Here is a 10,970-nt window from a genome sequence, read left to right on the forward strand (position 1 = left end):
ATTTGTGCTGGTGACGCTGTTCACCGGGCCGTTCGGGGCGTTTCTGTATGTGCTGGGTTGCCGCGAGCCCCTGCCCGGCCTGCATGAAGCCTATGTCGCGACGCCCTGGCGACAGGCGCTCGGCTCCGCCATGCATTGCGTCGCCGGCGACGGCGTCGGCATTCTCGTCGGCGCGGTCGTCGCAGCGCTGCTGAGCCTGCCGCCCCTTGCGGATTTCCTGCTCGAATATGTGCTCGGCTTCATGTTCGGCTGGAGCATTTTCCAGGCTCTGTTCATGCGCGACATGGCTGGCGGGTCTTACGGCAAGGCGCTCAAGACGACTTTCATTCCCGAACTCACCTCGATGAACTGCCTGATGTCCGGAATGGCGATCGTTTCAATGGTCGGCAAGGCGCATGTCGCGGGCGGCGATCATCCATCGTCGCCGGCGTTCTGGTTCATCATGAGCATGGCGCTGCTCGTCGGCCTCTGCGCCGCCTATCCGATGAACTACTGGCTGGTGGCGAACAAGCTCAAGCATGGGATGACGACGGTGCGGCCCAAAGGGACGACGCCGGCGATGGGCGCCATGCCCGAGATGGCGGGGATGACCCGCATGTCGGGAATGACCGAGATGTCGGGGATGGCAGGCATGGCGTCTGGCGGCGAGATGGCGACGCCGAAAGGCGCGCACATCGACGAGCACATGAACGCTCCCATGGACGAGCAGATGGACGAGCAGATGGATATGCGGCCGAAAGTTTCGACGAAAATGATCGCCTTCGTCGTCGGGCTGTCCTTTGTGATCCTGACGGCCGGCGTCGCCATCGGCGTCATCCTTTCGCAAACATCGTGATCCGCGAAAAGTCCTCCCATATATCCCAGCCAATGGGCTCTAAGGGCGTCCCCGATGCGGGGAAAGCATCGAATTCTGGTCCTCCTCTCATGAAAGATCCACTTCTCGCTCCACATCCCCTCTTTCTAAGCCTAGCAGATGCCATGCGTCGCGATACTGATTGAGCCAGCCCTTCGGGTAAGGATTATCGGTGGACCCAAAAACTTTAGTGTAGTCTGGGAGCAGTCGTCGCATCGGCCCATCTTTGTGGGGTTGACCTTTCTTTCCAGGATTAGCGAGCCACTGCTGATGCGTATTGGAGAGCACCTCCGCAACGCGGAAGCTCGGTAGTATATGCACAATAGGACGAACGTCCGTACCCTTGCCGAAATCCACAAAGCAATAGAACAACCGATCAGATAAAATGTTCTCGTGTTTCGCTTTCATGTGCCAGCCGCCATCGGAACCAATATCACGGCGTGTCTTGACCTGGATCGAACAAAGCCGGGAACCTTCGATATCGGTAACATCAACATCTGCATTGGGAACACCTTGGGGTGTAAGAGCGGCAATGTAACCGCGCCGAAGCAATTCCGCCATGACGTGATGCTCTCCGGCCGCGCCGAGCAAAGTTGATTGAGACGGCATCGATTATCCTCCACGAGGTCAGCACAATAGATGCATTACGGGAGGTATTAGACGCAACACTGTAGTCGGACGCACTCCTGACCGTCAGTGCCCGTCGTTGGAAAAGTGCTGATAGTCGACGCTTCTCTTCCAATGGCCGCCCCAACGCCAGCCTTGTCGCGCGAAGGCCCGGGTCACGACGTCGCCGTCGACGATGATCCCGACAATATCTCTCCTGCGCTTGTCGGGCCGGTCGTAGGCGCGCCCGGCTTCGGGCTCGGTGAGGTTTCCCTCGCGATAGGGGTTTTGAACGGGATTGATGTCCACCGCCATTCCATAGGCGTGCCGCGACATCGCGCCGCGATCGGTGGTTCGGCAATTGAAGCCGCTGGTGTTGTTCGCCGCCATCGATCGCGCGTCGTCGCCGTCGAATTCATCGATCAGCGACATGCGATAGATTCGAAACTTCCCGCTGTCGTAAATGTCCTGAAAGGCGCCGGCGACCGCCTTCGCCACGCTTCTCGCGACAATCAGCGAACCGGTTTGAGAGGCGCCGTCGAAATCGAGGTAAGGGACTCGCAACAGAACAAGCTGGTTGCGTCCCGGACATGGCAGTTCCGCGCGCCACGACCTCCCCTGCATGTATGCCCATACGGAATCCGGAATAGGTTGCGCCGTCACCTTGGCGCCCCGCGCTTGCGCCGCTGCGCCGTCAAGCGGCAAAGACAGAAGCGCAACCGCTGCGACGACTTGCAGGCGGCGCGTCAGACCCTTTCGAAATCCAGATAATGCGGTGCACATGCGCGCGTTCCGGCGGCTCTTCGGCTCTGACACAATAGCCGCCCCGCAACGGCCGATCCACTCGCCGGCGTCGCCGAGATTCCGCCGTTCGGTTCACACGCGCGCGCAGAACGAAAAACGCCCCGTCTGCGGATGTCGCAGCGGGGCGCTTTTTAATGTTCGACGCGTCTTAAGCGTCATGGCCCTTGGGAATGCGGTTGCTCAGCACCCCCACTCCCATTGGCCAACATAGTCGTTCCAGTAGTAGCACACCCCGGGATCATGCGGGTGTCCGGGCCGGCTCCAATCCCTGTGCTGGTAGCGCCAGGGCCCGCCATACGCCTGGAGATCCCCGTCGTAAGGATTGCGGGCGACGCGTTCGGCCTGCGCCGGCGCGGCGAAAGCAAGGAGCGCCCCGAAGATGAGTAGCGTGAACCTGCGCATATTTTCCTCCCAATTGGTTGGCGCTTGCCAAATTCAATTGGGATGCAGGCAGGATCGTTCAAGTTTGGACTGGTTCTGCTCAGTTACTGCTGTCTAAATAAATATGAATGTCCAGAAATATTCTTTTACGCAATATTCTTTCTTCATGTGGCCAGAGCTAAATGACGCCTAATGCTTGGCGAGACGCTCGATCGCGTCGACAAACGCTTCCGGCGAAGCCGCAATGCGACGCACGATGCGCATTGGCAATCCGACAAGTATCCGCACCGTCGAGACAGTCGCGGCGAATTTCTCAGAAGCCATTAAACGCTGCATGAGTCTCTCCATCCGGCGGCGTCGGGCGTCGCGGCCAGGCCGCAGCGCGCCATGTGCACGCCATGCTCGGGATGCGCCGGGCGCCGATTGATCCCAACAATTGCGCGAGCCCTATTCTAATCACGCCGCCGTTTCGAGCAGGTTGCTGCAATGTTGCCAATCGGTTTCGGCCTTGAGTCCAAATTATGCGGCGACACGCCGCAAGGCGCGATCGACCCGCCGTCGCCAAACAATCCGTTCTGTCCTAAAAAACGCAAATTTATCTTATAGATAATCCACATTCAGGTTTTTATAATCTTCCTGTTCGGTCCGTCGGGCCGAAAGCCAGAGACCTTTCATGAAACATTCGGGCGCGGGCGCAGTCGCCGCTGTGTTGTTGACGATCGCTGCAGGACACGCTTCTGAGCTGGAGAACGCCGTTCCGCCTGCGCCGCTCATCCCGGGCATGCTCGCGTCGAAAGCCGCGCCGACGCTCAGGATCGGCGCCTATGTCGGCGCCCTGAGCGACCAGTCTCTGATCAACATCACCGTCCTGCGGCCCTGGGCGCCAAACTTCGCCTCGGGGATTCTGGTCGACGCCCATGCGGTCTATACGGCCTATCGCTTCCAGAGCATCCCTCTGGAGCTGGAGCTCGAGGGCGGCGTCGCCAAGCGCTTCGGCAGTCGCGAAGCCGGGCAGCAGTGGGAATTCGATTTGATCCCGATGGCGCGATGGACGTATTTTCCCTGGAACGATTTCGTCTACACGAATTTTCGACTTGGCCTGATCGGCGCCAGCTACGTCACCGGGATTTCGGACTTCGAACGACAGTTCGACAGCAGCGGCCACAGCTCCCGTTTTCTGAACCTGCTTGTTCCCGAACTCACCGTGTCGCCCTACAAGGAAGCGCCGTTCGAAGTCTTCGTTCGCGTCCACCATCGCTCCGGCGTTTACGGCCTCATTAACGGCGTCCATGGCGCGTCAAACTACATTTCGACGGGAATTCGCTTTACCGCTTTTTGACATCGCGTCGCTATGCGCGGCGACTCATTCGCCGAGAATGTCGGCGCGCAGTCGATCAGCGACGATGTCGACTGCGGCGGCGACCGAGGGCGAGATCGACGCGCCGGCCTCGAAGCTCTCGCCTTCGATCGCATAAACGACGCAGCGCGACGGCAAGGCGCCGAGCGCCCGCGCGAGTTCCAGCGCTTCGCCGAGCCCGAAGCCATGCGTCGACGCGCCAAAGGCGGTCTGCGGAAGCGGGCCGGCGCTGACGTCGAAGCGGCGAATCGCGCCAGGCTTCGCGCCCGAAACGCAGGCGTCGACAAGATAGGCGGCGTTTGCGCCTTCGAGCCGCGCGAGCAGTCGCGTCGCCTCGCCGTCCTCCTCGACGATGTCGACGTCGCCAAGCGAAACGCCGAGCGCCCGGGCGACGGCGCGGCCGGCGGCGTCGTCGCCGCGCTCAGGATTCCCGACGCCGACCACGACGACACGCCCGCCTTCGCGCGCGCTAGCCGCCACGATCGATCTCGAGCCGCAGAAAATGCGTCGCGCAGGAAATGCAGGGATCGTGATTGCGGATCGTCTGCTCGCAGCGGTGACGCAGCGCGTCGTCCGGCAGGTCGAGCCAGGCGGTCGCAAAGGTCCTCAAATCCTCTTCGATGCTCGGCTGGTTCTGCGACGTCGGCGGCACGATTCGCGCATCCGCGATCTTGCCGTCGGCGTCGAGCCGATAGCGGTGATACAGCATGCCGCGCGGCGCCTCGGTCGCGGCGTAGCCGGTCGCCGCGCGCGCCTCCAATTCGACGGCCGGGCGTTCCGGCTGTTCATAGTGGTCGATGATCCGCAGCGCCTCTTCGCAGGCGTGGAGAACTTCGACGGCGCGAACGACGATGCTGCGGAACGGATTGCCGCAAACGGCTCCAAGCCCCGCCTCCTGCGCCGCCTCGCGCGCGAGCGGCGACAGCGACGCGGCGTTCAGCGCGTAGCGCGCCAGGGGCCCGGTGAGATAGGCGCCGCGCGACTTGATGTGCGCATGCAGCGCGGTCGAATGCGGAACGTGAGTCTCCTCGAAATATTCGTCATATTCCGCCGCAGCGATGTCGATTCCGCGGCTCGAGACGATGCGGCCGTGGCTGAAGGGATATTCCCCGTGGCCGCGCAACGCCACGAATTCATAGTCGCGCTCCACGTCCGGAAACTCGAAGCCGGCCGTCCAGCGCACGGTCGCGAGCGCCAAGTCGCGCGCCCGCTTCAGCTCCTCGGCAAGCGGCTGAAACTGGCGCCGGTTCGGCGTGCTGTAAAAGCCGCCGACGCGGACATTGATCGGATGAATTTCGCGGCCGCCGAGCAGCGCGATGATCGAATTGCCGACTCGTTTCAGATCGAGCCCGCGGCGCACGATATCGGCATGGTCGCGCGCCATTTCGATGGCGCCCTCATAGCCGAGAAAATCCGGCGCATGCAGCATATAGACGTGCAGCGTGTGGCTTTCGATCCATTCGCCGCAATAGATCAGCCGTCTCAATTCCCGCAGCTGTCCGTCGACGGCGACGCCGAGAGCGTTCTCCATCGCGTGCACCGCGCTCATCTGATAGGCGACGGGACAGATGCCGCAGATGCGGGCGGTGATGTCCGGCGCCTCCGTATACATGCGGTCGCGCAGGAAGGCTTCGAAGAAGCGCGGCGGCTCGAAGATGTTGAGTTCGGCCGACTGCACGACGCCGTCGCGCGCGACGACCTTGAGCGCGCCCTCGCCCTCGACGCGAGCAAGCTGCCCGACCTTGATCGTCCTACTTGTCATGGCGCTCGCTTTCCTTCCGGAAGGCGTCGGCATTGGCGTTGAACGTTCGGTAAACGCGCTTGAGCGCGTCATCGTCCATGCCGAGCGCGCCCAGCTGCGCGGAGAGCGACGGCGCGTTGGGCGTCTCCTTCGGACCGTAGCAGCCATAACAGCCACGATTGTAGGAAGGACAGAGTGCGCCGCAGCCCGCATGCGTGACGGGGCCGAGACAAGGCGTCCCATGGCTGACCATCACGCACAGATTGCCGGCGATCTTGCATTCGACGCAGACGCTATGCGGCGGCGTTTGCGGCTTTCGCCCGACGAGAAAGGCCGAGATCACTTCGACGAGCTGTTTCGTGCTGATCGGGCAGCCGCGCAGTTCGAAATCGACCTTCACATGGTCGGCGATCGGCGTCGACGTCGCCAGCGTCTGAATATAATCGGGCCGCGCATAGACGATGGCGGCGTATTCGCGCACGTCGGCGAAATTGCGCAGCGCCTGGATGCCGCCCGAAGTGGCGCATGCGCCGATCGTCATCAGCAAGCGCGACTGCTTGCGGATTTCCTGGATGCGCGCCGCGTCATGCGCCGTCGTCACCGACCCCTCGACGAGCGAGAGATCGTATGGGCCTTCGACCGTCGCTCGCGTCGCTTCAAGAAAATACGCGATCTCGACTTCGCCGGCGATCGCCAGCAATTCGTTCTCGCAATCGAGAAGGCTGAGCTGGCAGCCGTCGCAAGACGCGAATTTCCAGAGGGCGAGCTTTGGCCGGGCGCGCTCCACGTCAGAGTTCCCGATAGGAGAGGAGATCGCGCACGCGATCGTAACGATGGACCGGCCCGTCCTTGCAGATGAACAACGGACCAAACTGGCAGTGGCCGCAATGGCCGATGGCGCATTTCATATTGCGCTCCATCGAAATGAAGATCCGCGAATCCGCGATGCCGATGTCTTCGAGCGCAAGCGCCGTTGCGCGGATCATCACTTCTGGCCCGCAGATCATCGCGACGGCGTCCGCGGGATCGAAGCGCAGCTTCGACAGCAAAGGCGTCACATAGCCGACGTCCCCGGTCCATTCCGGTCCGGCGCGCTCGACGGCGACGCGCAACTGGAAGTCAGGCGTCCGCCGCCAGTCCTCGAGTTCGCCCCGAAAGATCAGATCGTCCGGCGCGCGTGCGCCGTAGAGAACGCCAACCCGGCCATAGGCGGCGCGATGGCGCAAGAGCCAGTAGATCACCGGCCGAAGCGGCGCGAGTCCGATGCCGCCCCCGATCAGCAGAACATCGAAGCCCTTGTAGTCCTCGATCGGCCAGCCGACTCCGAAGGGGCCGCGCAGGCCGACGCGGTCGCCGGCCTTCAATTTGCCGAGCGCCGCGCTGACCGGACCGACGGCGCGGATCGTGTGGGTGAGCCGCTCGGGCGCGTGCGAGTCGCCGCTGATGCTGATCGGTATCTCGCCGACGCCGAACGCATAGAGCATATTGAATTGCCCCGGCGCGAACGGCGTCGCGCGCTCAGGCGCAAGATCGAAGGTGAAGACGTCTCCCGACTCGCGAATGAAGCGGGTCACGGGCGTCATGCTCGGCGCCATCGGGTAAGCGATCGGCGTTACGGCGTCAGGCGTTTGCGGCATCATACATCCCGAGCGCCTGCATGCGCGCCGACTGCAACCGCGTGACGAGAGGCGGAATGAAACGCTTCATCATTTCATAGCCGACGCGCGGGTCGGCATCGCATTTGCCGCGCAGGCACTTGCCGTCGAAGGAGATTGCGCGCGTCAGTTCGACGGCGCGCGCGTCGAAGGAGGAGCGATAGGGCGGAATGAGCCAGTCGGCGCCAACGATTTCTCCGCTCTTGACGGTGAGGAAGGTGAACGGTCCGCGCGCCGGCACGAACGTCTCGAGCGCCACCGAGCCGTGTCGCACGAGATAGAAGGAATCAGCCGCGGCCCCTTCGCGAAAGATATATTCTCCCGGCTGCAGGACGACGTTCTTGGCGCATCCCGCGACAAGCCTCAGCGTATCCTCATCAAGCCCCTCGGCGAAGGGATGGTGACGGAGCAGATCGGCAATGTCCTTCATTGCGACTCCTCGGCGGCGGCGTCACAGCCGCGGATGGCGCGCACTTCTTCGGTGAGGTCGATGCCGACCGGGCACCAAGTGATGCAGCGGCCGCAGCCGACGCAGCCCGACGAGCCGAACTGGTCGATCCAGGTCGCAAGCTTGTGCGTCATCCACTGGCGATAGCGCGATTTCGTGCTGGCGCGAACGCTGCCGCCATGAATGTAGGAAAAATCCATGGTGAAACACGAGTCCCACCGCCGCCAGCGTTCCGCGCGCTCCCCCGCGAGGTCGGAGACGTCCTCGACCGAGGTGCAGAAGCAGGTCGGACAGACCAGGGTGCAATTGGTGCAGGTGAGGCAGCGCGTGGCCACCTCATCCCAGCGGGCGTGTTCGAGATTGGACGTCAGCAGCTCATGGAGATCGTCCGTCCGCATCTCCCGGCCCATCGAGGATGCAGTGCGTTCGACCACGGCGTCGCCGGCCTCGATCTCGACGGCCGACGCAGGCCGATGCGGGATCTGTTCCAGGAGCGCGCGCCCCTCTTCGCTGCCGGTCTCGATAAGGAAGCGCTGTTCGCCCCCGTCGAGAAGCTCGGTCAGCGCGAGGTCGAACCCCTGCGCGACGCGCGGCCCCGCATGCATTGAGACGCAAAAGCACGTGCCGCCGGCCTGGCCGCAGTTCACGGCGACGATCAGCGCGCGCGCGCGCAATGTCTCGTAATGCGGATCGACATAGAGATCGCCGAGGAACACCCTGTCCTGAATCTCGATCGCGCGCATTTCGCATGCCCGCACGCCGATCGAGGCGAGACGATCGTCAGGCTCCGCTTCGGGCGTGACGCTGACGTTGTCGCCGCTTCGTTCCGCCGTCCAGAGCCGCAGCTTCGGCGCGTGCAGAAACTTTTTCCACGACTGCGGCCCGACGGCGTACCCGAAGAGCGCCTCATCGTCGCGTCTCGCCAATCTGTAGCGGCCGCCGTCCTGCTCATCCGTCCATCCGCGCGGCAGATCGTCGACGGACTCGATATCGTCATAGAGAATCGCCTGATTCTGCATCGTCGGTCCGACGACGCGATAGCCGCGCGCCCGAATCGCCTGCAGCAGGTCCTGCAATCCCCCGACCGTGATGACGGCCACGCCGTCCGCTTTGGCCACGATGCGCTCCTAGCTGGCCTTATCTAAGCAAATCAGATGCATGGTGATCCGAGATTTCTCCCGCGGCAAATTTAGCCTTTGCCAGCGCCTGTGACATGGCCATGACATGGCCATGACATCGGTCGGCCAGCGACGATCGCGCCGCGCGGCGGCGCGCGCCGAGAGAATGTCGTAGCCTAAAAAACCGCAGAATCGAAACTGGCCGGTCGCGAAACGACCCTCTGAATTCGCGTCCGCCGGTTGCTCGGTCCTTGCGCACGAACTATCTTGGCGCTCTATCTCGGCCGGCAGGCGCGTACGACAAGGCGAAAATTAGCAGAAGCGCGCCATCATACGCGCTCGAAAACCAGCGAGGATTGCTCATGTCCAACGGCTCCGACCCGGCCGAACCCAAATTGCCAGAGACGTCGCATCAGCATGAGGGCTGGGCGGCGACGCTCGAGCAAGGCATAGAGGAGATCAGGACTCAGCCGGCAGGGATTCTCTTTCTCGACGTCATCAAGATCGACCTGCCCTATATCGTGATGCTGTCGACCGCCGTGCTCGGCATCGGCATCGTCACCTTCACTGGACAGCCCGTCGCCCTTTATTGGGAACTGTTGACGCCGCTCTATTGCGCAATCTGCATCTATGTCGGCTGGCGCCACGCGCACACGACGCATGAACGCACGCGGCTGGTCTGGACGCAGGTGCTGCACTGGGCGGCGTTTCTGTTCGGCATGTGGCTGATCTATTCGCCGCCGCTACGCAAGCTGATCGACGTCAATGCAGCCGGGCTCAATCTGATGGTGTTGCTCGCGGTCGCGACCTTCGTCGCAGGCGTTCACGCCGCCGCTTGGCAGATCTGCGTCGTCGGAATCATTCTCGGGATCTTCGTCCCTGCCGTGGCGATCGTTCAGCGCTCGTCGCTGTTTATTCTCGTCTCTGTCATGGGCGTGGCCTTCATCATATCCAGCATCTACATTTCGATGCATACGCATCGCCGAAAAGCTCAGGAGTCCGATGAGATCGTCTGATCGGCCGGATTGCGCGCCGAAACGCATTCGGCGCGCAATCGGAGTTTAGGCGGACGCAGGCTGCGCGGACAGCGCAGCGCGGATCGCGTCTTCCTTCGACTTGTCGAAGGACGTCCGCAACACGACGCCGCCGACGCCTTTCAGCCCTTCGAGCACCTTGTCGGTCGTCATCTTGCGCACCAGCAGGAACAATGCGGCGCCCCCAGGCGGAACCGCGGCGGCGACGTCCTTCATGAATTTGTCGTCGATGCCGAAGTCGGTCAGCGCGCCGGAGACGGCGCCTGCGCCTGCGCCGATCGCCGCGCCGGCGAGGGGCATCATGAAAATCAACCCGATCAAAGCGCCCCAGAACGCGCCGGACACTCCGCCGATGGCGGTGGTGTTAAAGAGCTGATTGAGCTTCACCGCGCCGTCGGGATTTTTCACCGCGACGACCGCGTCGCCGAGTTCGATCAGATATTCCTTCTGCATCGTGAAGAGCTTCTGCCGAACTTCTTCGGCCTTTTCTTCCGACGGAAACGCAATCACGAGAAGATCATTCATCGGCCTCTCCTGTTCCACGCGCCGATCCCGACGCGCCGCCATTGACGATTTAGATCGGCGAAAAAGCAAGACAATGCGCCGCGGCGCGGCGTCCGATCCATGACTATCAACAACAACCATAACGAGATGGGCCGCCGGCGACGCCTCGCGGCGTCATCGGCGGCCCCCCATGCCACAAACAAATCAGTCTTCGCGGCGTCGCAGTTGCGCGGCTTCGCAGCGGGCGCGCTGCGGAACGCGACGCGGCGCAGCATAGAGAAAACAGAGCGGCGAGAGCGCCGCGGCCAATATCAGCATGGCGACCAGCATAGGACCTCCCCGATTATTTTCGTTCGCGTCGCCGCCCGCCGCGAGGGGCGGGCGGCGACAGTCTCGATTACTCGGTCAGGAGGGCGATGCCGTCCTTGCCGATCAGACGCTGAATGTTGATCAGCAGCTGAAGCACGAC

Annotated in this window: 14 protein-coding genes; 3 read left to right on the forward strand and 11 right to left on the reverse strand. The window is 62.6% G+C overall.

The window, feature by feature from the left end:
• Window positions 1–835 (forward strand): DUF4396 domain-containing protein (locus AB7F41_RS16355; protein ID WP_428406698.1); only part of this gene is annotated, 835 nt, incomplete at its 5' end.
• 87 nt (window positions 836–922) lie between these two features.
• Here the strand turns inward: AB7F41_RS16355 and AB7F41_RS16360 are convergent.
• From AB7F41_RS16360 to AB7F41_RS16375, 4 genes are all read right to left on the reverse strand, one after another.
• Window positions 923–1,462: a hypothetical protein gene (locus tag AB7F41_RS16360; protein WP_428385526.1), complete on the reverse strand. Its 540-nt coding sequence runs from the start codon at window positions 1,460–1,462 to the stop codon at window positions 923–925.
• 84 nt (window positions 1,463–1,546) lie between these two features.
• Complete coding sequence (locus AB7F41_RS16365) at window positions 1,547–2,242, reverse strand: M15 family metallopeptidase (protein WP_428385524.1); 696 nt, start codon at window positions 2,240–2,242, stop codon at window positions 1,547–1,549.
• Between the two features lie 201 nt (window positions 2,243–2,443).
• Window positions 2,444–2,665 carry a hypothetical protein gene (locus AB7F41_RS16370; RefSeq protein ID WP_428385522.1) on the reverse strand — a complete coding sequence of 74 codons (222 nt, stop codon included), beginning with the start codon at window positions 2,663–2,665 and terminating at the stop codon, window positions 2,444–2,446.
• 168 nt (window positions 2,666–2,833) lie between these two features.
• Window positions 2,834–2,980: a hypothetical protein gene (locus AB7F41_RS16375; protein WP_428385520.1), complete on the reverse strand. Its 147-nt coding sequence runs from the start codon at window positions 2,978–2,980 to the stop codon at window positions 2,834–2,836.
• 337 nt (window positions 2,981–3,317) lie between these two features.
• Between AB7F41_RS16375 and AB7F41_RS16380 the strand changes: the two genes are divergently transcribed.
• Entirely contained in the window at window positions 3,318–3,983 is a 666-nt protein-coding gene (locus AB7F41_RS16380) for a hypothetical protein (RefSeq protein WP_428385519.1), read from the forward strand.
• Window positions 3,984–4,007: 24 nt separating this feature from the next.
• Here AB7F41_RS16380 and AB7F41_RS16385 read toward each other — a convergent pair whose 3' ends face one another.
• The 6 genes from AB7F41_RS16385 to AB7F41_RS16410 are packed head-to-tail and all read right to left on the reverse strand — an operon-like array spanning window position 4,008 to window position 8,963.
• Window positions 4,008–4,481, reverse strand: a complete 474-nt coding sequence (locus AB7F41_RS16385) for a hydrogenase maturation protease (RefSeq protein WP_428385517.1) — start codon at window positions 4,479–4,481, stop codon at window positions 4,008–4,010.
• On the reverse strand, window positions 4,471–5,763 hold the full coding sequence (locus AB7F41_RS16390) for a Ni/Fe hydrogenase subunit alpha (RefSeq protein WP_428385515.1): 1,293 nt from the start codon (window positions 5,761–5,763) through the stop codon (window positions 4,471–4,473). The genes AB7F41_RS16385 and AB7F41_RS16390 overlap by 11 nt, the downstream gene beginning before the upstream one ends.
• A complete protein-coding gene (locus tag AB7F41_RS16395) occupies window positions 5,753–6,529 on the reverse strand; it encodes an oxidoreductase (RefSeq protein WP_428385514.1) in 777 nt (258 codons plus the stop codon). The genes AB7F41_RS16390 and AB7F41_RS16395 overlap by 11 nt, the downstream gene beginning before the upstream one ends.
• Before the next feature lies 1 nt (window position 6,530).
• Window positions 6,531–7,379 (reverse strand): FAD/NAD(P)-binding protein, encoded by an 849-nt coding sequence (locus AB7F41_RS16400; RefSeq protein ID WP_428385512.1) that lies wholly within the window; start codon window positions 7,377–7,379, stop codon window positions 6,531–6,533.
• Window positions 7,363–7,827 (reverse strand): cyclic nucleotide-binding domain-containing protein, encoded by a 465-nt coding sequence (locus AB7F41_RS16405; protein ID WP_428385511.1) that lies wholly within the window; start codon window positions 7,825–7,827, stop codon window positions 7,363–7,365. Before AB7F41_RS16405 ends, AB7F41_RS16400 begins: the two co-directional genes overlap by 17 nt.
• The gene (locus AB7F41_RS16410; RefSeq protein ID WP_428385509.1) at window positions 7,824–8,963 is read right to left on the reverse strand and encodes a 4Fe-4S dicluster domain-containing protein; all 1,140 of its coding nucleotides are present in this window, start codon (window positions 8,961–8,963) and stop codon (window positions 7,824–7,826) included. Before AB7F41_RS16410 ends, AB7F41_RS16405 begins: the two co-directional genes overlap by 4 nt.
• A 362-nt stretch (window positions 8,964–9,325) precedes the next feature.
• Between AB7F41_RS16410 and AB7F41_RS16415 the strand changes: the two genes are divergently transcribed.
• On the forward strand, window positions 9,326–9,979 hold the full coding sequence (locus AB7F41_RS16415) for a hypothetical protein (RefSeq protein WP_428385507.1): 654 nt from the start codon (window positions 9,326–9,328) through the stop codon (window positions 9,977–9,979).
• Window positions 9,980–10,024: 45 nt separating this feature from the next.
• Here the strand turns inward: AB7F41_RS16415 and AB7F41_RS16420 are convergent, their stop codons facing one another.
• Complete coding sequence (locus tag AB7F41_RS16420) at window positions 10,025–10,522, reverse strand: DUF1269 domain-containing protein (protein ID WP_428385506.1); 498 nt, start codon at window positions 10,520–10,522, stop codon at window positions 10,025–10,027.
• Between the last annotated feature and the right edge of the window lie 448 nt (window positions 10,523–10,970).

It is taken from the genome of Methylocystis sp. (assembly GCF_050251305.1).
In the GTDB taxonomy this organism is placed as follows: Bacteria; Pseudomonadota; Alphaproteobacteria; order Rhizobiales; family Beijerinckiaceae; genus Methylocystis.

What these genes read in the sequence shown, in the direction of transcription:
- AB7F41_RS16390 (WP_428385515.1), bottom strand. Translation starts at nt 5,763, where the DNA reads ATGACAAGTAGGACGATCAAGGTCGGGCAGCTTGCTCGCGTCGAGGGC.
- AB7F41_RS16365 (WP_428385524.1), bottom strand. Translation starts at nt 2,242, where the DNA reads ATGTGCACCGCATTATCTGGATTTCGAAAGGGTCTGACGCGCCGCCTG.
- AB7F41_RS16370 (WP_428385522.1), bottom strand. Translation starts at nt 2,665, where the DNA reads ATGCGCAGGTTCACGCTACTCATCTTCGGGGCGCTCCTTGCTTTCGCC.
- AB7F41_RS16405 (WP_428385511.1), bottom strand. Translation starts at nt 7,827, where the DNA reads ATGAAGGACATTGCCGATCTGCTCCGTCACCATCCCTTCGCCGAGGGG.
- AB7F41_RS16375 (WP_428385520.1), bottom strand. Translation starts at nt 2,980, where the DNA reads ATGCAGCGTTTAATGGCTTCTGAGAAATTCGCCGCGACTGTCTCGACG.
- AB7F41_RS16380 (WP_428385519.1), top strand. Translation starts at nt 3,318, where the DNA reads ATGAAACATTCGGGCGCGGGCGCAGTCGCCGCTGTGTTGTTGACGATC.
- AB7F41_RS16420 (WP_428385506.1), bottom strand. Translation starts at nt 10,522, where the DNA reads ATGAATGATCTTCTCGTGATTGCGTTTCCGTCGGAAGAAAAGGCCGAA.
- AB7F41_RS16400 (WP_428385512.1), bottom strand. Translation starts at nt 7,379, where the DNA reads ATGCCGCAAACGCCTGACGCCGTAACGCCGATCGCTTACCCGATGGCG.
- AB7F41_RS16360 (WP_428385526.1), bottom strand. Translation starts at nt 1,462, where the DNA reads ATGCCGTCTCAATCAACTTTGCTCGGCGCGGCCGGAGAGCATCACGTC.
- AB7F41_RS16415 (WP_428385507.1), top strand. Translation starts at nt 9,326, where the DNA reads ATGTCCAACGGCTCCGACCCGGCCGAACCCAAATTGCCAGAGACGTCG.